Origin of the sequence: Mesorhizobium sp. B2-6-2 (genome assembly GCF_006440615.1) — a bacterium.
Classification (GTDB): domain Bacteria; phylum Pseudomonadota; class Alphaproteobacteria; order Rhizobiales; family Rhizobiaceae; genus Mesorhizobium.
Genome location: NZ_VFUG01000010.1, coordinates 16,292 through 40,343, shown reverse-complemented (window position 1 = coordinate 40,343; position 24,052 = coordinate 16,292). Strand labels below are relative to the sequence as shown.

The 24,052-nt window shown below is 62.6% G+C and carries 21 protein-coding genes and 1 pseudogene; 7 read left to right on the top strand and 15 right to left on the bottom strand.

The window, feature by feature from the left end:
- Nucleotides 1-18 precede the first annotated feature (18 nt).
- Complete coding sequence (locus FJ419_RS19550; protein ID WP_140696908.1) at nt 19-1,077, bottom strand: aminopeptidase; 1,059 nt, start codon at nt 1,075-1,077, stop codon at nt 19-21.
- Between the two features lie 305 nt (nt 1,078-1,382).
- Between FJ419_RS19550 and FJ419_RS19545 the strand changes: the two genes are divergently transcribed.
- The 3 genes from FJ419_RS19545 to FJ419_RS19535 all read left to right on the top strand — a co-directional run bounded on the left by FJ419_RS19545 (nt 1,383) and on the right by FJ419_RS19535 (nt 4,418).
- On the top strand, nt 1,383-2,849 hold the full coding sequence (locus tag FJ419_RS19545) for an HD domain-containing phosphohydrolase (protein ID WP_246679254.1): 1,467 nt from the start codon (nt 1,383-1,385) through the stop codon (nt 2,847-2,849).
- A 90-nt stretch (nt 2,850-2,939) separates the two neighbouring features.
- Nucleotides 2,940-3,212 carry a hypothetical protein gene (locus FJ419_RS19540; protein ID WP_027024197.1) on the top strand — a complete coding sequence of 91 codons (273 nt, stop codon included), beginning with the start codon at nt 2,940-2,942 and terminating at the stop codon, nt 3,210-3,212.
- Nucleotides 3,213-3,284: 72 nt separating this feature from the next.
- On the top strand, nt 3,285-4,418 hold the full coding sequence (locus FJ419_RS19535) for a substrate-binding protein (protein WP_140696902.1): 1,134 nt from the start codon (nt 3,285-3,287) through the stop codon (nt 4,416-4,418).
- Nucleotides 4,419-4,637: 219 nt separating this feature from the next.
- On the opposite strand, the pseudogene FJ419_RS19530 reads toward FJ419_RS19535, so the two are convergent.
- Nucleotides 4,638-4,826: pseudogene (locus FJ419_RS19530) on the bottom strand (hypothetical protein); the annotation flags it as partial.
- A 157-nt stretch (nt 4,827-4,983) separates the two neighbouring features.
- The gene (locus FJ419_RS19525; RefSeq protein ID WP_140696899.1) at nt 4,984-5,733 is read right to left on the bottom strand and encodes a DUF899 family protein; all 750 of its coding nucleotides are present in this window, start codon (nt 5,731-5,733) and stop codon (nt 4,984-4,986) included.
- 122 nt (nt 5,734-5,855) lie between these two features.
- Here FJ419_RS19525 and FJ419_RS19520 point away from each other — a divergent pair, with 122 nt between their 5' ends.
- The 3 genes from FJ419_RS19520 to FJ419_RS19510 all read left to right on the top strand — a co-directional run bounded on the left by FJ419_RS19520 (nt 5,856) and on the right by FJ419_RS19510 (nt 8,855).
- Complete coding sequence (locus tag FJ419_RS19520) at nt 5,856-7,076, top strand: helix-turn-helix domain-containing protein (RefSeq protein WP_140696896.1); 1,221 nt, start codon at nt 5,856-5,858, stop codon at nt 7,074-7,076.
- Nucleotides 7,077-7,109: 33 nt separating this feature from the next.
- The gene (locus FJ419_RS19515; protein ID WP_140696893.1) at nt 7,110-8,114 is read left to right on the top strand and encodes an NAD(P)-dependent alcohol dehydrogenase; all 1,005 of its coding nucleotides are present in this window, start codon (nt 7,110-7,112) and stop codon (nt 8,112-8,114) included.
- A gap of 99 nt (nt 8,115-8,213) precedes the next feature.
- Complete coding sequence (locus FJ419_RS19510) at nt 8,214-8,855, top strand: DUF5074 domain-containing protein (protein ID WP_140696890.1); 642 nt, start codon at nt 8,214-8,216, stop codon at nt 8,853-8,855.
- A 25-nt stretch (nt 8,856-8,880) separates the two neighbouring features.
- Here FJ419_RS19510 and FJ419_RS19505 read toward each other — a convergent pair whose 3' ends face one another.
- From FJ419_RS19505 to FJ419_RS19495, 3 genes are all read right to left on the bottom strand, one after another.
- On the bottom strand, nt 8,881-9,969 hold the full coding sequence (locus tag FJ419_RS19505; RefSeq protein ID WP_140696885.1) for an acyltransferase family protein: 1,089 nt from the start codon (nt 9,967-9,969) through the stop codon (nt 8,881-8,883).
- 107 nt (nt 9,970-10,076) lie between these two features.
- Nucleotides 10,077-11,339: an MFS transporter gene (locus tag FJ419_RS19500; RefSeq protein WP_246679253.1), complete on the bottom strand. Its 1,263-nt coding sequence runs from the start codon at nt 11,337-11,339 to the stop codon at nt 10,077-10,079.
- On the bottom strand, nt 11,336-12,067 hold the full coding sequence (locus tag FJ419_RS19495) for an MBL fold metallo-hydrolase (RefSeq protein WP_140696879.1): 732 nt from the start codon (nt 12,065-12,067) through the stop codon (nt 11,336-11,338). The genes FJ419_RS19500 and FJ419_RS19495 overlap by 4 nt, the downstream gene beginning before the upstream one ends.
- A 114-nt stretch (nt 12,068-12,181) precedes the next feature.
- Between FJ419_RS19495 and FJ419_RS19490 the strand changes: the two genes are divergently transcribed.
- The gene (locus FJ419_RS19490; protein WP_140696876.1) at nt 12,182-12,847 is read left to right on the top strand and encodes a metalloregulator ArsR/SmtB family transcription factor; all 666 of its coding nucleotides are present in this window, start codon (nt 12,182-12,184) and stop codon (nt 12,845-12,847) included.
- A gap of 69 nt (nt 12,848-12,916) precedes the next feature.
- On the opposite strand, the gene FJ419_RS19485 is transcribed toward FJ419_RS19490, so the two are convergent.
- The 9 genes from FJ419_RS19485 to efp all read right to left on the bottom strand — a co-directional run bounded on the left by FJ419_RS19485 (nt 12,917) and on the right by efp (nt 24,007).
- On the bottom strand, nt 12,917-13,249 hold the full coding sequence (locus FJ419_RS19485; RefSeq protein ID WP_210241671.1) for an SMR family transporter: 333 nt from the start codon (nt 13,247-13,249) through the stop codon (nt 12,917-12,919).
- A 381-nt stretch (nt 13,250-13,630) separates the two neighbouring features.
- Complete coding sequence (locus tag FJ419_RS19480; RefSeq protein ID WP_140696870.1) at nt 13,631-14,353, bottom strand: DUF899 family protein; 723 nt, start codon at nt 14,351-14,353, stop codon at nt 13,631-13,633.
- 104 nt (nt 14,354-14,457) lie between these two features.
- Nucleotides 14,458-14,841, bottom strand: a complete 384-nt coding sequence (locus FJ419_RS19475) for a VOC family protein (RefSeq protein WP_140634128.1) — start codon at nt 14,839-14,841, stop codon at nt 14,458-14,460.
- 226 nt (nt 14,842-15,067) lie between these two features.
- Entirely contained in the window at nt 15,068-16,570 is a 1,503-nt protein-coding gene (locus FJ419_RS19470; RefSeq protein ID WP_140696867.1) for a winged helix-turn-helix domain-containing tetratricopeptide repeat protein, read from the bottom strand.
- A gap of 312 nt (nt 16,571-16,882) precedes the next feature.
- Nucleotides 16,883-18,091 carry a calcium-binding protein gene (locus FJ419_RS19465; protein ID WP_181170757.1) on the bottom strand — a complete coding sequence of 403 codons (1,209 nt, stop codon included), beginning with the start codon at nt 18,089-18,091 and terminating at the stop codon, nt 16,883-16,885.
- A gap of 450 nt (nt 18,092-18,541) precedes the next feature.
- Nucleotides 18,542-19,810, bottom strand: a complete 1,269-nt coding sequence (locus FJ419_RS19455; RefSeq protein WP_140696860.1) for a calcium-binding protein — start codon at nt 19,808-19,810, stop codon at nt 18,542-18,544.
- A 150-nt stretch (nt 19,811-19,960) separates the two neighbouring features.
- Complete coding sequence (locus FJ419_RS19450; RefSeq protein WP_181170765.1) at nt 19,961-21,292, bottom strand: HlyD family type I secretion periplasmic adaptor subunit; 1,332 nt, start codon at nt 21,290-21,292, stop codon at nt 19,961-19,963.
- Between the two features lie 26 nt (nt 21,293-21,318).
- Nucleotides 21,319-23,022 carry a type I secretion system permease/ATPase gene (locus tag FJ419_RS19445; RefSeq protein WP_246679252.1) on the bottom strand — a complete coding sequence of 568 codons (1,704 nt, stop codon included), beginning with the start codon at nt 23,020-23,022 and terminating at the stop codon, nt 21,319-21,321.
- Between the two features lie 415 nt (nt 23,023-23,437).
- Nucleotides 23,438-24,007 carry an elongation factor P gene (gene efp, locus FJ419_RS19440; protein WP_140542739.1) on the bottom strand — a complete coding sequence of 190 codons (570 nt, stop codon included), beginning with the start codon at nt 24,005-24,007 and terminating at the stop codon, nt 23,438-23,440.
- Between the last annotated feature and the right edge of the window lie 45 nt (nt 24,008-24,052).

The window sequence follows — 24,052 nt, the reverse complement described above, 5'->3', positions numbered from 1 at the left end:
GCCGAATTCCTTATAAGGTCAATTGCACGTAGCCACGGTTCTAAGCGCTTCGGGTCGGGAAACTGCGGGCAAATTTCCGATCCGTCGAACAGAAGCGTAGAACCTCGGGTAGTCGCCGGAGCACAAGTCGAACAAGCGAAGAAACGCCGGGACCTGTTCGCCGTAGACAGCGGTCGCGGCGAGCTTTGCGTTGTTGATAGGGCTATCGAACCAGGCGTCGTATCCCCGGTATCCGGCCCATCGCCTGTCGCGCATTTGCCGGTAGCGCATCCGCAGCCTGTCGATGGCGGCTGCTTTGGCGGCCGTCATCTGCCGCGGGCTGCGGGGACTTCCATAGACCTGCCTCAGCTCATCCCGGGTTTTCGATATCAGTCCGAGAAAATCGGCCTTGCGCTTGCGATCGATTTCGTAGCTGCGCAATCCGGCGCGATTGCCCGTGGCGCGCAGCCATTTCCTCGTACCGGTGGTTTCGACGGAAACCGCGAAAGCCTCGTTGAATGCGGAGTCGCCGTTCACATAGATTTTCTGATGCGCCAGCTCGTGGAAAATAAGGCTTGCGAGGTAGGTGTCGTCCTGACGCAGCATGGTGCTGAGCAGCGGATCGCTGAACCAGCCCAGCGTGGAATATGCGGTGACGCCCGACACATAGACGTCCAGCCCCTGCCGCTGCAGTTCAGCGGCACTTTCGAGCGCGTCTTTGCGCGAAAAATAACCCTTGTAGGGAACGCAGCCGAAGACTGGAAAGCACCATGTTATCGGCGCGAGCGAGAATTGCGGCGCGGCAAACACGGCCAAGGTCACATTGTTTCGACCGACATCGACATAACTGCGGTAGCTGCTGTTATCGGGCAGCGCCAGCTCTTCCGTGGCAAAGCGACGTATGGCGCTCGCCGACGTCAACTTGGCGCGCAACGCCTGTGGCGTCGACGGATCGCGGATAATGTTCGCAACATTCTTGCGCGCCGCCATGATCTCGACATGGCCTTCCAACGACTGCGCGTAATAGGAAATGCTGGTGCATCCGGTCACGCCGAACACCAGGATCGCCGCGGCAAGCAATCGAAAGAAGCGCTTCACAGCCTGCTCACCGCCTGCCCGTCTCCCATGGAGCAAATGTCTGCTCCCGTGTCTCAGGCGCGCCTGTTTTCGTCAAGACCTGGAGGGGCAGGGACAATGCGACCTTCGCCGCAAATGACAGCAGGCTTAGAACTTTTCCTGCTAGGTATTGCTGGCTCATGGGGGTAGCATGAGGCACACTGGGGATGTGGGAGATGACAGACGCCTCGATACGCCGGGCGGACTTCATGATGGTCCTTGCCTATGCTTCGGACCTTGCCACCGGCCATTCGCGTGATTTCGCGCTGAAATCCTGCGTGCTTGCAATGCGGGTCGCCAAGCTTGCAGGCCTTTCCGAACAGGTTCGACGCAATGCGTACCACCAGTCGATGCTGCGTTATGTCGGCTGCAATGCCGACACCGACCTGCTGGCGGCCACCTTCGGCGACGAGATCGCGCTCCGCCAGGATCTTGTCGGTCTCGACATGGGCAACCGCGCAGAACTGGGCAGGGTCTTCGTGCAGGCCTTCAAGCGGTTCTACTACGATCTTGAGCCTGACGCACAGGCCAAGGCGATAGAGGCCGCGATGTCGCAGGCGCTGGCGGTGGCCCGCCCGGTGCTGACCGCGCATTGCGAGGTCGCGCAGCGGATCGGCGAGCGGCTCGGCCTGTCCGAGGAGATCCGGCGCAACCTTGGCCAGATCTACGAACGCTGGGACGGCAAGGGTCTGCCGCGCGGGCTGAGCGGCGAGGACGTTCTGCCGGCCGTGCGCCTGATCACGTTGGCGCAGGATGTGATTGCGCTCAGCGATGCCCTTGGTATCGACGCAATGGCCGAAACCATCGCCAGTCGCGCGGATGGCCCATACGAAGCGGGTATGGCCCGGCTCGTCTCGGCCAACGCGGCGGCCTTGATGGAAGGCATCGGCGCGACGGTCGATCGCGAGACGATTTTGGCGCTGGAGCCCGATCCGCCGGTAACGCTGGACGAGGAGGCTTGCGATGAGGCGTTCCTCGCCATTGCCGACATGATCGACATGCGCATGCCGTTCACGCAAGGCCATTCGCGGATGGTATCGGAGCTGGCCGCGGGCGCGGGGAAACGCATCGGGCTGCCCGAGACTGACGTGCGCGCGCTGCGCTGGTCGGGTTGCATCCATGATATCGGCGAACTCGTCGTGCCGGTGGCGACCTGGATGCGCAACGGCCCGCTGTCGGTACGAGAGCGCGACGCGGCGCAGCTGCACGCTTATTACGGTGAGCGGGCGCTGGCTTCCTTCGGCCACGGCGGTGACGCGATGGGCGCGCTCGTGCTGCGCCATCACGAGCGCCTGGACGGTTCGGGATATCACCGCAAGGTCAGCGGCTCCGACCTGTCTCCGGCGGCCAGGATCCTGGCCGCCGCCGAGGCCTTCCAGACGTCGCGGGAGGAACGTCCGCATCGCAAGGCGCTGTCCAGCGAGGCGGCGGCGACGCAGTTGCGTGCGGCTGTTCGCGACGGCTGTATCTGCCCCGACGCTGCCGAGGCCGTATTGTCCTTCGCCGGACAGCAGTCGCGCCGGGCTTTGCCGCAGGCGCTAGCCGGCATGACGCGGCGCGAAATCGAGGTGCTGCGCCTGATCGCCGCCGGCCTTACGGCGAAGGAGACGGCTCGCAAGCTCGGCATCTCGCCCAAAACCGCCGACCACCACATCCAGAGCGTCTACTCCAAGGTCGGCGTGACCACCCGCGCCGGTGCCGCGCTCTATGCGGTCGAGCACGGCCTTGTCCGACCGGGCGAAATGCCGGCATAGGGAATCCACCCCATGTGCGCCCGCTCCGGCGCGCGCATCGTGATCCTGTCGATGGACCAATGGTGGCCGCGACCGACAGGAGGAAATCAGATGCTTCTCGCAACGACCAAGGTGGCGGACGTCGACCACTTCATCCGTATCTTTTCGACCAAGGGCGCCGACAAGCGCCGGCTGCATGGCTCGAACGGCGCAACCGTGTTCCGCGACCCGAGCGAACCTGACCGCGTCTGGGCGATCTTCGACTGGGACGCCGAGGGTTGGAAGAATTTCGTGTCGGATCCGGAGGTTCCCGCGATCCTGCAGGAAGCCGGCCATGTCGGCAAGCCGCAGGCGGCGCTGCTGCTGGGCCACTACGAGGCCTGAGAGTCCATCTTGCGCGCCGCCTGCCTTTGGCGGCGGCGCGCCCAACGAATCCCCCAGAAACGGAGAAATCAGATGGATCCGAAACCCATCAAGATCGGCCTTATCGCCGAGCTCACCGGCCCATTGTCCTTCATGGGCATCGCCAACGCCAACCTCACCACCATGCTTGTCGACGACATCAATACCAAAGGCGGCCTCCTCGGCCGCCCGGTGGAGCTGGTCGTCGAGGACGGCGAGACCGTCGAAAGCGTCGCCAAGGCAAAGGCTGCGAAACTAGTCGACGTCGACAAGGTCGATGTAGTTGTCGGCGGCATCTACAGTTCGACCCGCCTGGCCATCAAGAGCGAGGCGGTCACCCGGGGCGGGACGCTTTACATCTATACCGAGCAGTATGAGGGGCAGGAAACCGATCCGCTGATTTTCTGCACCGGACCCGTTCCAGCTCAGCAAGTCGAGCCGCTGATACCGTGGCTCATGAACAACACCGGAGCGAAGCGGTTCTATTTTCCGTCAGCCGATTACATCTGGCCGCATTTGCTGAACAAGGCCGCGAGCCGGGCGGTGCTCGCCAATGGCGGCGAGATCGTCGGCGAGGAGTATTTTCCGCTGGACACCGTCGATTTCCGGCGGACGGTGCAGCAGATCATGGCCAGCGGCACCGACGTGGTTTTCAACACCGTCGTCCCGCCGGGGCTGACACCGTTCCTCGAAGAACTGCACAAGGCCGGCTTCGGCAAACGCGGCGGCCGGATCGTCTGCACCTACTTCGATGAGAACTTCTTCAACCTGGTGCCGCCCGAGCAGATCGAGGGCCTCTACAGCTGCCTCGACTATTACCAGGAACTCGACGAACCGTTCGGCCGCGCGCTGTTGCGCCGCTACAGCGAACGGTTCCCCGGCAGCGCTACGTTAACTGCGGGCAGCGGGTGCACTGGGCACTACCGGGCGATCAAGATGTGGGAAGCTGCCGTCAACGAGGCGGGCAGTGTCGAGCGCGACGCGGTCATACGGGCACTCGATCATGCTCGTATCGCCGAAGGCCCAGGAGGTGCGGCCGAGATGGTTCCCGGTCAGCATCACGTTCGCATGAATATGTACATCGCGCGGGCGCAGGGCGGTCAATTCCGGGTCGTGAGAAACTTGGGTCCGATCGATCCCAACGAGCGCGTGATTACCAACGAATTCCAGCCAAGCCAGGTGGGGTGACCGTCAGCACCTTTCTTTCAATTGGCAGGGCCGCCGAACGGTGCCTCCGTCCTGCCATCCGCTTGGCCAGCAACGACGTTGCTGGCCAAGCGGAGATTGCCAACGCAATTGCACCTTCTGGCCAACGCATTCCCCGAACCGGACTGACACGGCCGTGCGTCGCGAACTCGCGCTTGGCCGGATATTCAGGGCCGCTCGCCGATGCTCCGCGGTCCAGTCTTACGCCCGCCGCGCCGCCAGCCGCAGCCACGGCGCCAGATGGAACGCTGCCATCAACAGATACATCGGCACCATGCCGCTGAGCGCCGAGGCGCCTGACATGCACATCATGTCCCGGCCGCCATAGGCCGCCGTCAGCAGCGCCATCGTGGCGAAGGTGGGAGCCGCGGCGAGGCAAAGCCAGTCGGCGAGGCCGAAGCCGCTCAGGCCGGCTGGGCGAGGGGCAGGATTGTCGATGCTCATGATATCCACCTTCTGATGCGGGCAGGGTCCGAGCCCGTTGGAACAAGCGCGAGGCGATCGGCTCCGGCGGCGCGCGGTTTGCGCCGCCGGAACCGCTTCACGCTCAGGCGTTCTTGTTGCGGAACGCCGCTTCGCCGGCATCCGAGACCTCGACCCATCTCTGGTCGGGGGCGGCGCCTTCCTCGTAATTGTCGTGCCAGTTCCACCATTTGTAGGTCTGGGTCTGCGGATAGCCCTCGGGCGAATCCTCCCACACCTCCTGGCGGCCGAGCGGGGTGACGTCGAGATAGCTCCAGACGGTGCCAAAGGCTTCGTCGCCGCGGTTGTTGACGAAATAAGTGCGGAAGATGCGCTTGCCGTCATGGATGAAGACGTTGTGGCCATGCCATTCGTCGACGCCGAAATCCTTGTCCCAGCTATCGGTGATGGTGTACCAGGGCATCTTCCAGTCCATCCGATGCTTCAGCCGCTGGATGTCGGCCTGCGGCGCGCGCGAGGCATAGGCAAGCGTGGTGTCGCGGGCGTTGAGATGGGCGAGGTTGCCGACCTGGTCGGCGCCGAGCGAGCAGCCGCGGCACGCATGTTCAGGCCAGCCATAGACGCCGGGCTCGAAGAAGGCGCGGTAGACGATGAGCTGGCGGCGGCCTTCGAAGAGGTCGAGCAGGCTCATCTTGCCGTTCGGGCCTTCGAACACATAGTCCTTCTTGACTTCCATCCACGGCATGCGGCGGCGTTCGGCGGCCAAAGCATCGCGAGCGCGGGTGAGGGCCTTTTCCTTCACCAGCATCTCTTCATAGGCGCCTTCCCACGCTTCCTGCGAAACGACCGGCGGTGTCTTCATGTGTTGGGTCATTGCTCTTGTCCCGTTCTTGGGTTTGGTTGGGGGGTGACGAGGACAGACATAGGGCCGCATCCGGCGATGGTGAGAGTTACAAGTGTGACGCGATTTGCTGCGGCGGGCGCTGAGGCGGTGGCATGGATTCGCTGATCAATGCCGCCGGCCGCGCGCTTGCCGCGGGCGATCCGCTCGGCGCCTTGAAGCGCGTCGCGCTGCGCGACGACGCGCCGGCGCTGGCGCTGCGCGGCATCGCGATGGCGCAGCTCGGCGATTTCGCCAAGGCCAAGGCGCTGCTGAAGGACGCCGCCCGCGCCTTCAGTCCGAGGGAAGCCGTGGCGCGCGCCCGCTGCGTCGTAGCCGAGGCCGAGATCGCGCTGGTCTCGCGCGACCTCGGCTGGCCGGAGAAGGCGCTGCGGTCCGCCCGCGCGACGCTGGCCGCGCATGGCGACCGGCTGAACGCCGCCTATGCCGGCAGCCTCGAGGCGCGCCGCCTCATCCTGATCGGCCGCCTCGACGAGGCCGAGCGCCTGCTTGCGGACTTCGATCCGACGCCGCTGCCGCCGGTGGCGCGCGTCGCGCATGAACTGGCCGCGGCCGGCATCGCCGTCCGGCGCCTGAGGACAAAGGCGGCGCGCTCGGCATTCGGCCGGGCATCGCTTGCCGCCTATCAAGCCAACATCCCGGCATTGAAGGCCGAAGTCGAAGCGGCATCCCTGGTGCTGAACACACCGGTGGGTCGGCTGATCGCGCGCGGCGCGGAGAAAGAGTTGCTGCTCGACGAGGTCGAGGCGCTGCTGGGGTCGGGCGCGCTGGTCATCGATGCCTGCCGCAACGTCGTGCGCGAAGGCGGCACCGTGGTCTCGCTGGCGACCCGGCCGGTGCTGTTTGCGCTGGCGCGCACGCTCGCCGAAACCTGGCCGGCGGATGCCTCGCGTGAGACATTGCTGAGGCGCGCGTTCCGGGCGAGGCATGCCGACGAGTCGCACCGCGCGCGGCTCAGGGTCGAGATGGGGCGGCTCCGCGCCGAGCTCGCCGGCTTGGCCGAGATCAATGCAACAACAGGTGGCTTTGCGCTGACGCCGCTGAACGCCGCCGAGATCGTCGTGCTGGCGCCGCCGGTCGAGGACGAGCATGGCGCGGTGTTTGCCTTCCTGACCGATGGCGAGGCCTGGTCGAGCTCGGCGCTGGCGATCGCGCTTGGCGCCAGCGCGCGCACCGTGCAGCGGGCGCTGGAGCAGTTGTCGGCCGAGCACAAGGTGCAGGCGGTCGGCCGCGGCCGGGCGCGCCGCTGGATGATGCCGCCGATGACTGTATTCCCGACTGTCTTGTTACTCCCCGGTCCGCTGCCGAGCGACTAGTTTGCCGGTACTCGGCATCGAGGGAGAGACGTCATGAAACTGATCAGATTAAGAGCGCCAGGCGGCCTGGAACAACTCTCGTTGGTCGAGGAGGATCGGCCCGAGCCAGGACCGGGCGAGTTGCTGGTCCGAATCCGGGCATGCTCGCTAAACTTCCACGACAGCATGGTTGCAACGGGCAAGAAGCCCTGTGCCGACGGCCGCATTCCGCTGTCCGATGGTGCTGGCGAGGTGATTGCCGTCGGAGAGGGCGTCGACGCATTCGAGACCGGCGATGCCGTTGTCAGCTGCTATTGGCCCAATTGGCTTGGTGGCGAGGCTACGCCCGCCACCAAGCAGGGCGAACTGGGCGATGATGTCGATGGCTATGCAAGGGAATATGCCTCGATGCCGTGGCATGCTTTCACGAAAGCGCCGGCGGGTTACACCTATGTGGAGGCGGCTACACTCAGTTGCGCCGGGGTAACCGCCTGGAGGGCACTGGTGGTGTGCGGTCACGTGAGGCCCGGCGATACGGTGCTGGTCCTCGGCGCGGGCAGCGTGTCGTTGTTCGCGCTGCAGTTTGCCAAGATGGCGGGCGCCCGTGTCATCGCGACATCTTCCTCCGATGACAAGCTCGAAAAGCTCAGGCGGCTCGGCGCCGATCATCTTATCAATTACAAGGCCGTGCCGGACTGGGGGCGCAAGGCCAGGGACCTGACCGATGGACGCGGTGTCGATCACGTGGTCGAGGTCGGCGGCCCCGGCACACTGGCGCAGTCGATAACGGCCTGCAGGATGGGCGGTCACATCGCGCTGATCGGGGTGTTGACCGGCTTTGCCGCAGAAGTGTCGATTCCGGCGCTGTTTTCCAATCAGATCCGCATCAATGGAATTTCCATCGGCAGCAGAGCTGACCAGGAAGATATGATCCGGGCGATAACGGCCAACGGCCTGAGGCCTGTTATCGGCCGTAGCTTTCCGCTGCGCGATATTGCCTCGGCTTTCCGGGCGTATGAGAGCCAGAAGCATTTCGGCAAGATCTGCATCGAGCTTTGAGGCGCCAGGTTTCATAAATCCCGACTGTGTTGTTGCTCCCAGGTTTGCAGCAGAGCGGCTAAAGTCGAAGCTGACAAAAAGACCGATGAGGATTGGAAGATGAAAAGAGCCGCCGCCGAGATCCTGCGCGAATATGGACCCTTTCCGGACGCCGAGCGCGTCAATGGCGTCACTTACGATGGCAAGAATGTCTGGTTCGCCACCGGCGACAAGCTGAAGGCCCTCGACCCGGTGAGCGGCACCATCGTTCAATCGATCGACGTCGCCTCGCATGCCGGAACCGCTTTCGACGGCGAGCACCTCTACCAGATCGCCGAGGACCGCATTCACAAGGTCGACCCAACGACCGGCGAGGTCGTCGCCACCATTCCCGCGCCGGGCAATGGCGGCGATTCAGGCATGGCCTGGGCCGAAGGTTCGCTCTGGGTCGGCGAATACAGGGCCCATAAGATCCACCAGATCGATCCTGAAACGGGCGAGGTGATCCGTAGCATCGAGTCGAAACGCGTCGTCACCGGCGTCACCTGGATCGACGGTGAACTCTGGCATGCCACTTGGGAAGGTGAGGAGGGCGATCTGCTGCGCATCGATCCCGAGACGGGCGACGTGCTGCAGGAGGTCGCGATGCCCTCCGGTGTATCGGGACTGGAATCCGATGGCGACGGCTGCTTCTTCTGCGGCGGCGGCAGCAGCGGCAAGATCAGGGCCGTGCGCCGGCCGGGATACGACGCTAGCAAATAAGAGATGGCCGGAACGGGCGGCCCGGTCAGGCCGCCTCGCGTGCCGGCCGGGTCATAGGCTTGCTGGAGGCCTTGGCGGCTGTCGGCCTGTCGAAATGCGCCCAGGCCGGCCGCTCGAACAGGAAGGTGCCGAAGCCGACGCGCCGGACGATGAAGTAGAGCACCACCGGGCTGATGACCGAAACCAGCAGCACAGCGAGGCTGAGCATGCCGGTATCGGTCAACAGGCCGCTCGCCAGCATGACGCCCCGGAAGATCGACATCGGGATGGTGAAGGCGACATAGACGACCAGCGAATGCTCGCCGAGCCAGCGCAGCCACTCCATGGAAGCGAATTTCGACAGGAAACCGCCGGCAACGCAAAGCGCCACGGCGCCGGCGACGGCAAGCGACAGATGCAGCGGCGGCCATGCCGCCAGTCCCATCTGCATGCCGACCGGTTGCATCGCATAGCCCGGCGAATAGACGAGCAGGCCATTGACAAGCGCCCAGGCGAGCAGGCCGAGAACGGCCACCGCCGGCCGTGCCTGCGTCCACTCCACCAGCCGGAATATCAGCGGCGCGAGCACGAAGCCGAGATAGAAGAACACGAAATAGGCCGCGAACTGCTCGAGCGCGTAGCTGTCCGGCTTCGGCGCCCACATCTGCAGCGCGGCGGCAGCCAAGATGACGATCCAGTGCGGCACGCGAAGCTCGCGCAGCACGCGTATGACGATCCCGAACACCGCCAGCATGTAGATGAACCACAACACCCCGTATGGCTGGACGGCGGCCATCGCGAGATCATGCAGCATGCCGGCGGGGTCGCGGCTGAAGATGCCGACCTTCAGCCCGATCGAGATGATCGCCCAAAGCACGTAGAAATAGAGGTAGTGGACGACGCGGCGGTCGATATAGCGCCGCCATGGCCGGTCGATCACCTGCGACAGGAACAGGCCCGAGATTAGGAAGAATTCCGGCATGCGGAACGGCGTCGCGAAGCCGATGACATAATGCAGGAAGCCGACGCCGCCGGTGTATTCACCGGTGTTGTAGGCGGCATACATCATCACCACCAGAATGATGGAGAGACCTTTTGCCGTATCCACCCACGGCATGCGGTTCGGATTGCTCATGCGCGATCTCGAGGAAATGTACCTGTCCAGATTGTAGCGGACCGGCGCATCCCGCGCAGCATCAAGCTTCCATTAACGTAAACGCGGCCCTCGTTTCGCAAGCGGTCTCAACTGTCGCCCAATGTCGGAACCACGGTGGCGGAACGCGGCTCACGCATCGTCACCGCGACGATCGCGCCCGACAGGAAGGTCAATGCGGCAATGGCCGCAATCGCGGCGACAAAGCCGAAAAAGTCGGCGATCAGGCCGGCGGACAGCGCCCCGATCGCGTAGCCGAGGTCGCGCCAGAAACGGTAGACGCTGAGCGAGCGCGCCCGCCAGGAGGGATGCGATGCGTCCGACACCGCCGCGATCAGGCACGGATAGACCATCGCCGTGCCGAGACCAAGCAAAAGGCTGGCCAGCAGCCACCAGCCGAAATTGCGGGTCATGGCGGTGGTGAAAAGCCCCGCCGCCTGCACCCACATGCCGGCGACGATCAGCCCCTTGCGGCCCCAGCGGTCGCTCAACGGCCCGGTGGCGACCTGGAAGATGCCCCATACCGCCGGATAGACCGCCTTGAGGATGCCGATGCGCTCGATGCCGAGCCCATTGGCAACGAAGAAGAGCGGAAACAGCCCCCAGCTCATGCCGTCGTTCAGATTGTTCACCAGGCCGGCCTGCGATGCGGCGAACAGATTGCGATCCCCGAACGAGGTCAGCATGAAAATCTCGCGGAAGCCGAGCGGGGAAGCTTGTCTTGGATGATTGGCCAGCTCCAGCCGCAGATGTTCGCGCGTGTCGCGCACGAGTAGGATCGACAGCGCCGCACCCAGGATCGCATAGCCGACGCCGAGATAGATCGGTACGGGACGAAAGCCGTAGCGGCTCGCCAGATACCCGGTGAGGAAAGCAGTGACGCCGACGGCGAGGTAGCCGGCGAACTCGTTGAGGCCGACGGCGAGCCCACGCGACTTCGGTCCGACCAGATCGACCTTCATGATCACCGTCATCGACCAGGCGAAGCCCTGGTTGATGCCGAGTAGCGCGTTGGCGGCGACGATCCAGCCCCAGCTCGGCGCCCAGATGATGATGAAGGGCACCGGCAGGCCGAACAGCCAGCCGAGGATCAGGACGCGCTTGCGGCCCCATCTGTCGGCAAGCTGGCCGGAGACGAGGTTGGCGCAGGCCTTGACCACGCCGAAGCTGACGATGAAGGAGACGACCAACGTGGTCGAGGCCACGCCGAACTCCTCCGCACCGATCAGCGGCACCACGGTCCGCTCGATGCCGACCATGCCGCCGACAAAGGCGTTGATCAGCACCAGGAGCGAAAACTGCTTCCAGTTGGCCTTGAGGCCGAGCGCGACGGCAGACGCCGCTATGTTCAAGATTTCGCTCCGGCGTTGACGACCCGGGTCCGGGCGGCCTGCGGCGGCGGGGGAGGGATGTCGGCGGTCATGGCGGCGACGAACTCACCTTCGTCCTCGATGCGGAAGGCCTTGTTGAAGCGTCGCTCGAAGCCGATGGTCGACGTCGGCTTGCCGCTCAGCGAGCGGCCGCAAACCGAGCCGGAATAGGCGCCGGGCAGCACCTCGATATGGTCGGGTAACTCCTTCAGGCGGCGCACGCTGGCATAAAGCGCGCGCGCCCCGTCCTCGGCGCTTGAAGCAAGCTCGGTGCGGCCGAGATCGCCGACCATCAGCGTGTGCCCGGTGAGCACGAACCAGGGTTCGGCCGACCGCGTCCGGTCGGTGACCAACAGGCTCAGATGCTCTGGCGTGTGGCCCGGCGTATGCAAGACCATCGCCGTGACATTGCCGAGCTCGAGCACCTCGCCATCCTTGACACGCCGGAACGGGAAACCTGCTTCGGCCCCTTCGAACAGCACGTATTCCGCGCCGGTCGCCTCGGCCAGCGCGCGTCCGGCCGAGATGTGGTCGGCATGGATATGCGTGTCGACGACATAGAGGATGCGCATGCCTGTCGCGCGCGCCGCCTCGATATAAGGCGCGATGTCGCCGAGCGGATCGACCACGGCCGCGGAAGTCTTGCCGCCGCAGCCGAACAGATAGGAAGCGGCCACCGGGTCGGTGTGCAGGAACTGCCTGAGAATCATCGCTTTTTCCTCCGAACAGGCGAATGTATCGGGCAGCGTGCCCTTGCTTGACAGTCTGAGCTGAAACTGTCATTCAACAAATCTATTGAATGACGATGCGTTAGCGAAAAAACTATGTCAATCCGCAATCCGAAACAGGCGCTGTACGAGCAGTTTTCGATCGTCGCCAAGGCGCTCGGTCATCCGCTGCGCCTGGAAATGATCGAGCATCTGGCGCAAGGCGCGCGCAGCGTCGAGGCGCTCGCGGCGAAGCTCGGCCAGCCGATCGCCAACATCTCCCAGCATCTACAGGCGCTGCGCCGCGCCGGCATCGTCTCGGCCGAGCGGGACGGCAAGTTCGTGCATTATTCGCTCGCCGACGACAGCGTGCTTTCCGCCTTCGCCGCTGTGCGCGGCTTTGCCGAGCGGCAGCTCGCCGAGGTCGACCGCATCGTGCGCGGCTATTTCGACGCGCGTGACGACATGCGGCCGGTCACGCGCGACGAGCTTCAGACGCTGATGCGCGAGGGACTGGTGACGCTGATCGACGTCCGCCCGGCCGACGAGTTCGCGCTCGGCCATGTGCCGGGCGCCATCAATGTCCCGCTGGGGAAAGTCAGGGCCTGGTCGACCGACGCCGCTATCGGCCGCGGAATCGTCGCCTATTGCCGCGGCCCGTGGTGCGTGATGTCCTTCGAGGCGGTCGCGGCGCTGCGCGCGCTCGGCCATTCCGCGCGCCGGCTGGAGGACGGCATGCCGGAATGGAAAGCCGCCGGCCTGCCGGTGGAAGTGGTTGCCTGATCCTGGCCAATTAGGCTGTGAACCCATAAACGGGGAGGTCCGCAACTAGGTGGAAAGCGGACGCGCGACTTAGTGCCCTGCCGCCCTGGAGAACATATTCATCACAATTACGCCTGCCACTATCAATCCAATTCCCAGCAGTGCGGGCACGTCCAATTTCTGTCCCTGGAACACCCAAGCGATTGCAGTGATGAGCACAATGCCTGACCCCGACCAAACGGCGTACGCGACGCCCGTCGGGATCGTCTTTAACGTCTGTGATAGACAGTAAAATGCGATTGCGTAGGCGACCGTCGTGATGGTGCTTGGGACCAGTCTCGAAAAGCCGTCCGACTGCTTCATAAAGCCGGTGCCGACGACTTCGGCTACAATCGCACCCGCTAGGTAAAGGTAGTTCATAATCGCTCCTGTTGGTGATGGAGCGAACCACGAGGCCACGCGCCATCACCCATCTTGGGATTTTGACGCCGTGGCGGGGAAGAACCCTTACGGGCGCAGGAGACACCACCCTGCTACTCTATTCTCGGCGCACATACTCTACGCCGCCGTGCTCTCATCGTCACGTCTCCGAAGGGAGCCGACCGGCAGTTTTCAGATCATGTCGACTCTGATTCAGCATCGGCATAAGCCGCTACGCCGAACGCTCGCAAGCGGATAGACCGCTGAGCGCCAGTTGCAGACGCTTGATGACAAACTGGCGAATGCCTTAAGCGGGACCGCGAGCGGATTGGCAGGTCTCCACCCTTTCCGCTACGCCAGACCCTGGCAAACCATCTCGACCGCTTAGTAGGTGATCTTCGGGTACCAGTCGGTCCCGCGACCTTCCGGCGTCCAGTCCAGGACGTTCCACAGCATCATCAAGTCCGGCTCGGTTGTCGGGTCTTTGCCTGGATCGGCTGACTCGAAACCTAATTCCGCGCCCCAGAAGTGCCGAATGGTTCCGTCGCGCCAGGTGAAGACGTTCTCGGCGGCGGTGTCGGTCCCATCGTCCATGATCGCGTGGTAATCCCGGCTAAAATTCCCGTTGACGTCGGCGTAGAAAGGCAGGTTCTTCCAGCCACGCTCTACCTTGAAGGCGATCTGCCGCTCGATGGCCGAAAGGCCGACGACGGCGAGGGCGATTCGCTGGCGGAGGTGGTCGGCGTTGCCGTCCATGCAGCTCAGCAGCGCGGTGCACATGGGGCAAGGGCGCTGGCGCTTGGGGCCATACATCCAGTTGTAGACGAACAGAGTGTCCTTATCGCCGAAGAGCTCCTCGAAGCCGACGGGATTAGCGCCGGCCACGCTACTGGCTTCGCCGATGAACTGATAGTCGCCCTTCACCTCGCCGCCAGGCGGCAGGGCGCGACGCTGGGCGGCGACGCGCGCGATGTGGCGGTTGAGTTCGATCTCCTCGATCAACAGGGCCTCGCGCGCCTTGCGGTACTCGGCGCTCTCGTTCGGCTGGCGGGCGCGGTTCTTGTGAGCGATCGCAGCAGCGGGTTGCAAGGCGGAACCGTCGGCCATGACGTTGTCTCCTTTCCAATCCCCCTTCAACTGGTCACCCGCCTTAGGGTTCCGCCTGGATTGCTGCTGCGCGCGATACGCCGACGGTCGTATTAGACGGTACTTTATTGCGCTTCGTAGAGTTCCAACGGCAGTCCATCCGGGTCGCTAAAGAAAGTGAAGCGCCGATCCGTATATGGGTCGATCCGGATTGGCTCTACGGCAACGCCGGCGGCTTCCAGGCGCACAACTACGGCTTCGAGGTTCCCCACAGCAAATGCCAAGTGCCGCAGCCCTGTCGCCTCTGGATAAGACGGCCGCGGCGCTGGGGCAGGGAAGGAAAACAATTCCAGCTGGGCGGATCCGATCCGCAGGTCGGCCTTCCAGGACTGCCGCTCCTCCCGATAGACCTCGCGGATCAGGTCCAGGCCGAGGAGCTCGACATAGAACCGTCGCGACCGATCGTAGTCGGTGCAGATAAGCGCGACGTGGTGAATGGCGTCCAGCATCTTTCGAAGTCTAGCCAAGCTGGGCTTTGGGGCCAAGGTCACCACTTTGTACCTGTCATCGCTGGCAGGATCGCCTTATCGCTTCGGGTGAGAGCCTAACATCCAGACGGCGGGCAACCGTGCTGACCGCGGCTCGCTTGGTTGCAGGCGGGCCTGCTGTCCTGCGGGGTATCAGGATCGTCCGCGTGTTTACCAAAGTCGAGATAGGCTGGGATCGTAGATACGTTCACACGGGAAAACCGGCCTTTCTGAAGCCCGACGTGAAAAGCTCAAGGGCGACTTGATCGGTGAACGGGAGACCTGAAATCAGCCGGACAGTCAGGTCGTGTTTCCTTGTCAGTGCTTCCTCGACTTCAGCGCGAGCCTTCTCCATCTCGCCCAAATGTGCGTATGACGCTGCGAGGAAGGCGTGAATGAAGAATTGGTCACCGGCCTTCCGATACGAACCGACAGCTTCCGAGTACCTTCCAAGCAGGAACAGAGAGCTGCCCTTCACCTCCCAGAACCACACCGGAGGCAACGGCTCGCGCAGGAGCGCGGTTTCGAGCACGTCGAGTGCCGTCTCGGCCCGTCCGCCGTAGTTGAGCCAGCTTGCGTAATCCCCAGCTATATTCACGTCTAGCGGGTTCAACGAGCGCGCGAGCTCAAAATGCACTCCGGCATCGCTATGCTGGCGCATGTGTACAAGCACCAGCCCCATGCTCTGGTGACAGACGCCATCGCTTCTGTCGAGAGACAGCGCCGTCCGTGCCGAGTCCCAGGCCTTCTGTAGCGTCCGCGAATCGTTGTCGTACCAAAATCTGCCGACGAGGGCCTGCGCGAGGAAGGCGTGGGCTTGAGCGAATGTCGGATCGAGATCGACGGACCGGACGAAGAGAGGCTCGGACTTTTCCAGCTCATATCGGTAAAAGTGCGCGCGCCCCTGCAGGTAGTAGTCGTATGCATCCCAATCGGCGGGTGGCTTGCGTCTGGTGCGGGTCGCCGATTCCGCCTCCGCTTGCCCTTCAACCATCGAGGCGATAAGCGCCGCAACCTCGTCTTGCAACGCGAAGATGTCGTTAAGGGCCCGATCGTAGCGTTGGGCCCACAGATGGGTGCCGGTGGCGGCGTCGATCAGTTGTGTGGTGATCCGAATGCGATCACCGAGTTTTCTTATGCTGCCTTCGACGAGATAGCGAACTCCGAGTGTGCGATGTACTTCGGCGATGTCCATTGCCGGATGGCGAAATTGAAAAGACGAATTGCGCGCGATGACGAGGAGGGAGCGAAACCTGGCCAGCTCCGTGATTATGTCCTCGGTTATGCCGTCGCTGAGATACTGCTGGTCCTGATCGCCGCCCAGATTGGCAAAAGGCAGCACCGCGATCGAAGGCTTGCCGGACGGTGGTATCGGTTTGTAGGACGCGCTCGCCACCGGCTTGACAGTCCCGGTGAAGCGGTAGCCGACGCGAGGCACCGTGGCGATCCACTCACCGCCATTATCAGCCGTACCGAGTGCCTTCCTTAGTGTCGCAATTTGAACGGTAAGGTTGCCTTCCTCAACGGCGGTTCCCGGCCAGGCGGCGTCCAGCAGCTCGGCCTTGGTCAGGATCTCGCCGGGCCGTGCCGCAAGCGCAGCAAGCAGCGTCAGTCCACGATGCCCAACAGCGACCGGGATCTCCTCCCTAAGGAGCGTCCCGATGTCGGGGTCGAGTACGAACGGACCAAAAGCGATGCGAGTCCCGTGCATGCAGACATAGTAGACGTTTCGGTAATTTCGGAACAGTTCCGGCGCCGCGTAAATCTAACGGCGAACTTTCCGGGAAAGTGCATCATCAATTTGCTATGGCGCAACTCTGCTCAAGGCGCCGGCGCTGCCGATGCCCGCCTTTGGGTTCGGTTCAAGGACGGGACGATCGCGCATCTCGATCGGCGTCGGGAGGCTCTCTGTTGTCGGCATTACGCAGCCGCCCCGCCGGAGCGCCGCGCTCCAAAAGGGCTGACCCCAATAACCGAGAATTGGCGCTCGTACTCCACTGCAAATTTTACAGGCGCAACTTTTCTACGCGAAGAGGAAGTCTGATTCAGTGATGTGAGCTGCCGCCGTCTCGCCTACCGCCACGTTTAGGTCGATTGTACCGGCGTCGTCGCTGAAACCGACAATGAGCCCGCTGCTGCCGGTGTCGACTTTCACCACTGCTCCTTCGGCGGATATGTTGTGTGCGTGAAGATAGTCGAGAGCTGCCTGAGACGAGACGAAAGTTCCGCTACTACCGGCAGCGTCGTTAACGATCAAAGCGACGTGCCGCGATTCATGCAGATCGATTTTGTCCTCGCCATGCTTGAACCCCTGGACGGTGTCCTGCACGGTAGCCGATGAGTCGCCCGGGAAGAAGACAAAGGTGTCCCGGGCGCCGTCCCCGGTGGTGATGCCGTTATTCGCCGACATCCAGTCCGCGCCTGTGCCGCCGAGGATGATGTCGGCGCCCCTGCCGCCATAGATGGTGTCGTTCTGGTCTCCACCCAATATCGTGTCATTCCCGGCATCGCCGTACAGGGTGTTGGTACCGTGACTATCTTCTACCACGTCATCGCCGGCACCGCCGTGGATGGTGTCGTTACCGCTGGTGGGGGACGTGGCGGTGTCGTCGCCGTAGAGGGTGTCGTTGCCGGCACCGCCATCGATATAGTCGTCCCCGGCGTTGCCGAAGATCGTGTCGTTGCCGGCGCCGCCGTAGAGTGTGTCGTTCGTGTCGCCGGGAGTGTGATCCTGACCGTCGCTCGGGCGAATCCCGCTGCCGCCGTAGATAGTGTCGTCCCCGGTACCGCCGTGAATCACGTCGCTGTCGATACCGCCTCGGATTGTGTCGTTGTCAGCGCCGCCATTGATCGTGTCGTTGCCGGCGCCGCCGTCGAGAAGATCATTCCCGGCCCCGCCGGTGATAAAATCGTTGCCGTCATCGCCGTTGAGGGCGTCGGCACCGGCGCCGCCGTGGAGGAAATCGTTGCCGGGGCCACCGGAAAATAGGTTGGTGAGATCGTCACCGATCATTCGGTCGGAGAAAGCCGATCCGAACCAGGTGCCGGGGTACGTGAAATCGGTGGTGTATGCGGTCCCGCCGGCGAAATAAGCGGCCTCGTCGGTGACTGTCGCGCTCGGCGGGATGTTCTCTTCGAATTGGACTGTGTGGGCGTGCAGATTCAAGTCGACACTCGCCGTCGACTGCGAGAAGTCCGGGCCGACTGATACTAAGACTGGCTTTTTAGTCATGGTATTCATCTCCCTGTTGTGCACAAGATTGTGCGCGTTGTGGCGCTACACTGCGGATATGAAATATGTGTCTTTGGTCTGGGTTCTCCTTTGTTGTGAAAAGGATGCGTACGGAGCTGTTGAAGATTTCATTTCTCGCGCAATGAGCGACGGATATTTTGCGTGAGCGGTTCGGCAAGATATGCCAGCACGGTGCGGGTGCCGGTCTTGATCATGGCCTCGCTCGACATACCCGGCAGCAGACTTTGTCCACGCCGCCGAGCCCGTCGGAGATTTGGAAGCCGTCTGTATTATCGCCGCCCGAGGCCGAGGTGTATGGAGGCGGCCAGGTCGGCTCTGATACCGCTTCGGGCACCCCCTAAACCGCGCACTCCCTACCTCTGTCCGCATACGTGTATCTCACTATCAGGTGTTGGGGGGGGCGACTTGTGCACCGCCCCTCACTGTAGGTTACACCAGAGCGCCGAAGAGGAAGTCCGCCTGTGTGATATGCGCCGCCGCCGACGCGCTTACCGACACGTTGAGGTCGAGGGTGCCGGCGTCGTCGCTAAAACTGACGAGGTCGACGGCAGAACCGTCGATGACCTTTACTACTGTACTCTCGACAGAGAGATTGTGCGCGTGGAGATAATCGATAGCCGACTGTGCCGAGTTAAAGTTGGGGCCTTGCAGGAACGCGGTGTCGTGAGTGTCCCTCAGGTCGAACTTATCGTCACCGTGTTTGAAGTCGGTGATGACGTCATGTTGGCCGGCGACGAAGGTGTGGCTGTGGAAGACGAAGGTGTCGTTACCCCCGCCGCCCGTCAGGGTGTCGCTGCCGGAATTGATCGAGAAATTTGCCCTACCCCCTTCGATGGTGTCGTTGCCGGCCCCACCGTTGATGGTGTCGTCACCGATAAACCCGACGATGGTGTCGTTGCCCCCGTCACCGTACAGGAAGTTAGCTCTGCCGGACGGGAGAAACATGACGTCACCTTCGATATAATCATCACCGGCACCGCCGTGGATGGTGTCGGTGCTGTTGCGATTCATAGCGCCGTTGTCGCCGTAGAGGGTGTCGTTGCCGGCCCCGCCGTTGATAGTGTCCTGGCCCTCGCTGCCGGTGATGGTGTCGTTGCCAGCGTCGCCATTGAATATGCCGCCGTCACGGCCGGCCCTGATAAAATCGTTGCCGCCACCGCCATTGACTATGTCGACACCGGGGGAGTAGTGGGCTTGGCTGTCGTCACTGGTATAGATGGCGTCATCACCGGCCCCGCCGTTGATGATATCGTTACCGTCACCGGCTCTGATAAAGTCGTTACCGTCACCACCTTTGATGGTGTCGTCGCCGGCGTTGCCATAGAGGGAATCGTCGCCGGCGTCACCGGCAATAGAATCGCTGCCGTCACCGCCTTCAATCCAATCGTTACCGCCGCCGCCGTATAGGAAATCGTTGCCGCCGCCGCCGAGAAGATGGTTGAGGAGATCGTCGCCGATCATTCGGTCTGAGAATTCCGAGCCGGTGTAAACACGGAGATAATCCCCGGTGGGGTTGGTGAAGTCAGTGGTGTAGGCGATGCCGTTACTGCCGGCGAAGTAAGCGGACTCGTCGACGACTGTCGCGCTCGGGGGGTTCTCTTCGAGCTGCACTGTGTGGTTATGCAAGTTCAGGTCGACGCTGGCCGCTGACAGTGAGAAATCGGGGCCGATTGTTATAATTACTGGATTTTTCGCCACGGTATTTCCTCCCTACTGCGCACACAATTGTGCGATTTATAACTCTATGGTGTGGGAATGGACATAACGAGTGAGGTGTAGACTTGTGTCTTTAATCTGGATCCTCCCTTGTTGTGACATGGATACGCACGCGAGCCACTGATGTTTGCATTATTTCTCACGCAAAGAGCGACGGATGTTTTGCGTGAGCGGTTCGGCGAGATAAGCCAGCACCGTGCGGGTACCGGTCTTGATCATGGCCTCGCTCGTCATGCCCGGCAGCAGCCGGCGACCGTCAAGCTTGGCCAGTTCGCTCTTGTTGATGATCACCGTCGCGGAGAAGTAGGGAGCGTTCGTGCGCTCATCCACCAATCGATCGGCCGACACCGTTTCCACAACTCCGCTGAGCTGCGGCAGGTTGTATTTGGCGAATGCCGGGAAGCTGACATAGGCCGTCTGGCCAGGGGCGACCGTCTCGACGTCCTCGGGCTTGACCATTGTCTCGACAACCAGCTTCTCGCCGAGCGGCACGACCGTCATCAGCGTGTCGCCGGGTTTCACCACTCCGCCCGCCGTGTGAACTTTCACGTCCATTATGATTCCATCGACGGGCGCGGTGATGTCGGTGCGCTTGAGGACATCCTCGGTCGCGCGCGCTTGCTGCCGGAAGTCGAACAGCTCCGCTTCGACCTTGCTCAATTCGTCAACGGATTCGTTCAATTGTTGAGTTGTAAGGTTGAGGATTTGCATGTCGATTTCGGCGATCGAGCTGCGGGCGCGGGCGATCGATGCGACATTCGTGGCACGTTCTCCCTCGGTCTGGCGTTGTTGCTGGGTGAGCGTCAGGTTGCGTTCGCGGGTGGTGAGCCCCTTGCTGAGCAAAGTCTCGAGGTCTTTGTTCTCGTTCGCGAATGCCGCGATCCGCTTGTCCTCGGTCGCGATAAGCTGTTGCAGTCCGGTAATTTGCTCGGCGGTCTGCTGGCGGCGTTCGTCGAGGATTGCCTTCTCGTCCTTCAGGTTGCGGTGCTTCGCGTTGAAGACGTCACGTTGAGTGGCCACCGCGTCCTTGACGGCAGGGTCCGGGTTGTCGAGCAATGCCTGGTCGAACTCGATCGTGTCCTTGCCATCGCGTTCGGCCCGGAGACGGGCGACGAGCGCCTCGCGTGTGGCGATCTTGTTTTGGATCGAGTCCAGTTGAGCCTTGGCTTGCGTGTTGTCGAGACGGATGAGCACTTTGCCCTTCTTGACGACATCGCCGTTGACGGCGTCCAGTTCGGCGATAATGCCGCCCTCGAGGTGCTGGATGAGTTTGCGGTCGCCGTCGACCTTGACCACTCCGGTCGTCACCGCCGCGCTGTCGAGCGGTGCCAGGGCCGCCCAGCCGCCGGCCACGCCGAAGAACAGGAACATGATTGAGAAACCGGCGTTCGTGACGGCTCTGAGACGGAGCGGTTGCAACGTCGGCGGGGGTGGCAGTGGCTGGGGGAGAGCGACTATGTTCATATCGTTGTCTGCTGGGTTTGCGCGGGTCATGACGTGACCGCCGTGACGTGAGTGGTGTTGGGCAGCTGGGCCACTCTCCTGGCGCGGGCGGCGAGTTCGTTGAAGACCGTGTCACGCGCCCCGAATAATTCTTGTCTGCCCTGGTTGAGCACCAGCACCTTGTCGACTTTCTCCATGATGCTTGGGCGGTGTGCGATCAGGATCATCGTGGTGCCCGTCGCCTTAGCTGCGCTGATAGCGGCTATCAGCGCGTCTTCGCCCTCGCGATCGAGGTTGGAATTCGGTTCGTCCAGGATGATGAGGGCCGGATCGCCGTAAAGTGCCCGCGCCAGCCCGATTCGTTGGCGCTGACCGCCTGACAGCGATGCGCCTGAATCCCCTACTTGAGTTTCGTAGCCTTTCGGCAAGCCCTTGATCAATTCGTGAACGCCCGCCAGATGCGCGGCCTTGATCACGCTGTTGAAGACCGCGGGACTGAGCTTCGCGAAGCGGGCGATGTTCTCGGTGATCGTGCCGGCGAACAACTCGATGTCCTGCGGCAAATACCCGACGTGCCGACCACGGTCCTCGGCGGGCCACTCGGCGACGTCCATGCCGTCGAGCAAAGCGCGGCCGGCTGATGGGCGCCAAGCACCGGCGAGAACGCGAGCCAGGCTTGTCTTGCCGGATGCGCTCGGGCCGATCAGCGCCATCACTTCGCCGGCCTTGAGTTGGAAACTCACGCCTTTCAAGACAGGCTCACCACCACCCTGCCGGGCGAGGACAATACTCTCTGCCTCGAGCTTTCCTTGTGGGCGTGGCAAAGACCACACTGCTTTGGTCTCAGGTCGCTGGCCGACAAACGCGGTAAGACGCTTGTAAGCGGCGCGTGCCCCGAGCGTCGCCTTCCACGTGGTGATCGCTTGCTCCACCGGGGCCAAGGCGCGACCCATCAGGATTGAGGATGAAATCATGACGCCGGGAGAGGCCTCGTTCTGCAACACCAGGTAAGAGCCGAGGCCGAGCACCGCCATTTGCAAGGCCATCCGACAGAAACGCGCGACAGACGCGATTGCGCTGGCGCGGTTGCCGGCGGCGGCTTGTCCGATGCTCGCCTCATCCTGCTGTTCTTGCCATCTGGCGAGCAATGGCCGCAGCATACCCATGGCCTGGACGACCTCGGCGTTGCGGACTGTCGAGTCAGCTTGGATGAAGGCCCTCACCTGTGCGTTGCCGGCCTCTGTGAGCGGTTTGCGGGTAGCGAGTTCGTTGAGCAATGCCAGCGCGAACAACACACACCCGCCGGCCAGCGCCAACCAACCGAGCCACGGATGCATGAAGAAGATGGCGATGAAGAAGATTGGTGCCCACGGTGCGTCGAGGATTGGGTAGATGCTCGGGCTGGTGAAGAAATTCCGCACTTGGTCGAGATCGCGCAGAGACCGCGTGCTGCCCTGACCCGGCGCGGCGGCCGACTGCTCTACTGACGCGGTCAACAGGACTGGGGCCAGCCTCGAGTTCATCCAGGCGCCTACGGTTGAGAGCAGGCGGGCGCGTACCATTTCGAGCCCTGCCATTGTCAGCATCGCCGCGCAGGCCATTAACGACAGCGCTGCTAGAGTTTCCACGCTGTGGCTGGATAGCACCCGGTGGTAGACTTGAAGCATGTAGAACGAGCTGGTGAGCATCAATATATTGATGCCGCCGCTGAACCAGATAAGCGGCGTTATGGCGCGTTTGGCCTCTTTCATCACTGCCTGCAAAGCAGGAGCTTGTTTGTTGCTTATTTGCATGACGGCGACCGCGCCCGTTCCGCGCGCCGCACGCTATCTTGCTTTTTGGCCTCTGAAATCCATCAAAGGAATGATGCGGCGCTACAAGCGTCCTCGCCTTTCGCTAAACGTTCGGGGGTGTAACTGCCTTTGATAAAACGCAGCGTGCGCTGGGTATTTGGGCAATCAGCAGATGCCCATGAGGCGGCGCGGGCCTTTGGTGCCAACAATATTTCAGCTTTCAGGTGCCGGCATTCGTGGTTCGCGCCGCTGAAGTGAGGCGTAAAGCCATCGTCCGCAGGCGAAACTGGCGGATACGGGTCAAAAAAGCCAACTATGCATGATTGCAGGCCCGCCTATGCTCAGGCGAGCCATTACAAATCGACCTAAAATCTCAGTCCTTGGCGCGCTCGACGTAAGAACCGTCGGCGGTCATCACCACCACGCGCGTGCCGGCCGAGATATGTGGCGGCACGGCTGTGCGCACGCCGTTGGAGAGCATCGCCGGCTTGTAGGACGAAGACGCCGTCTGTCCCTTGGTGACCGGCTCGGTGTCGACCACCTCGAAGGTGGCGCGCTGCGGCAGCACCAGCGAGATCGGCACGCCGTTGAACTGCGCGAGTTGCACGGCCATGCCTTCCTGCAGGTAAGGCGCCATGTCGCCGACCACGGCTTCGGAAGCCACGACCTGGTCGTAGCTTTCCGGGTTCATGAAGTGAAAACCTTCGCCATCGGAATAGAGGAAGGTGTGCTCGCGCTCCTCGACATAGGCGCGCTCGACCATTTCGGTCGTACGGTAGCGCTCCGAGACCTTCACCCCGTCGCCGATGCGGCGCATGTCGAGCTGGGTCACCGGGGTGCCCTTGCCAGGGTGGATGTTTTCGGCAAAGAGGATGACATACAGCTTGCCGTCCTTATCGACGACGTTGCCTTTGCGTAAGGAACTGGCGATGACCTTGACCACGATATTCGATCCCGTTCGAGTTTTTCGGCCTGCAAGCGTCGATTT

Excerpts from the sequence above, each read along its gene's own strand:
- FJ419_RS19450 (WP_181170765.1), bottom strand. The coding sequence starts at position 21,292 with ATGAACATAGTCGCTCTCCCCCAGCCACTGCCACCCCCGCCGACGTTG.
- FJ419_RS19510 (WP_140696890.1), top strand. The coding sequence starts at position 8,214 with ATGAAAAGAGCCGCCGCCGAGATCCTGCGCGAATATGGACCCTTTCCG.
- FJ419_RS19545 (WP_246679254.1), top strand. The coding sequence starts at position 1,383 with ATGCGGGTCGCCAAGCTTGCAGGCCTTTCCGAACAGGTTCGACGCAAT.
- FJ419_RS19480 (WP_140696870.1), bottom strand. The coding sequence starts at position 14,353 with ATGGCCGACGGTTCCGCCTTGCAACCCGCTGCTGCGATCGCTCACAAG.
- FJ419_RS19470 (WP_140696867.1), bottom strand. The coding sequence starts at position 16,570 with ATGCACGGGACTCGCATCGCTTTTGGTCCGTTCGTACTCGACCCCGAC.
- FJ419_RS19540 (WP_027024197.1), top strand. The coding sequence starts at position 2,940 with ATGCTTCTCGCAACGACCAAGGTGGCGGACGTCGACCACTTCATCCGT.
- FJ419_RS19465 (WP_181170757.1), bottom strand. The coding sequence starts at position 18,091 with ATGACTAAAAAGCCAGTCTTAGTATCAGTCGGCCCGGACTTCTCGCAG.
- FJ419_RS19525 (WP_140696899.1), bottom strand. The coding sequence starts at position 5,733 with ATGACCCAACACATGAAGACACCGCCGGTCGTTTCGCAGGAAGCGTGG.
- FJ419_RS19490 (WP_140696876.1), top strand. The coding sequence starts at position 12,182 with ATGTCAATCCGCAATCCGAAACAGGCGCTGTACGAGCAGTTTTCGATC.
- FJ419_RS19475 (WP_140634128.1), bottom strand. The coding sequence starts at position 14,841 with ATGCTGGACGCCATTCACCACGTCGCGCTTATCTGCACCGACTACGAT.
- FJ419_RS19535 (WP_140696902.1), top strand. The coding sequence starts at position 3,285 with ATGGATCCGAAACCCATCAAGATCGGCCTTATCGCCGAGCTCACCGGC.
- FJ419_RS19515 (WP_140696893.1), top strand. The coding sequence starts at position 7,110 with ATGAAACTGATCAGATTAAGAGCGCCAGGCGGCCTGGAACAACTCTCG.
- FJ419_RS19520 (WP_140696896.1), top strand. The coding sequence starts at position 5,856 with ATGGATTCGCTGATCAATGCCGCCGGCCGCGCGCTTGCCGCGGGCGAT.
- FJ419_RS19495 (WP_140696879.1), bottom strand. The coding sequence starts at position 12,067 with ATGATTCTCAGGCAGTTCCTGCACACCGACCCGGTGGCCGCTTCCTAT.
- FJ419_RS19505 (WP_140696885.1), bottom strand. The coding sequence starts at position 9,969 with ATGAGCAATCCGAACCGCATGCCGTGGGTGGATACGGCAAAAGGTCTC.
- FJ419_RS19445 (WP_246679252.1), bottom strand. The coding sequence starts at position 23,022 with ATGAAAGAGGCCAAACGCGCCATAACGCCGCTTATCTGGTTCAGCGGC.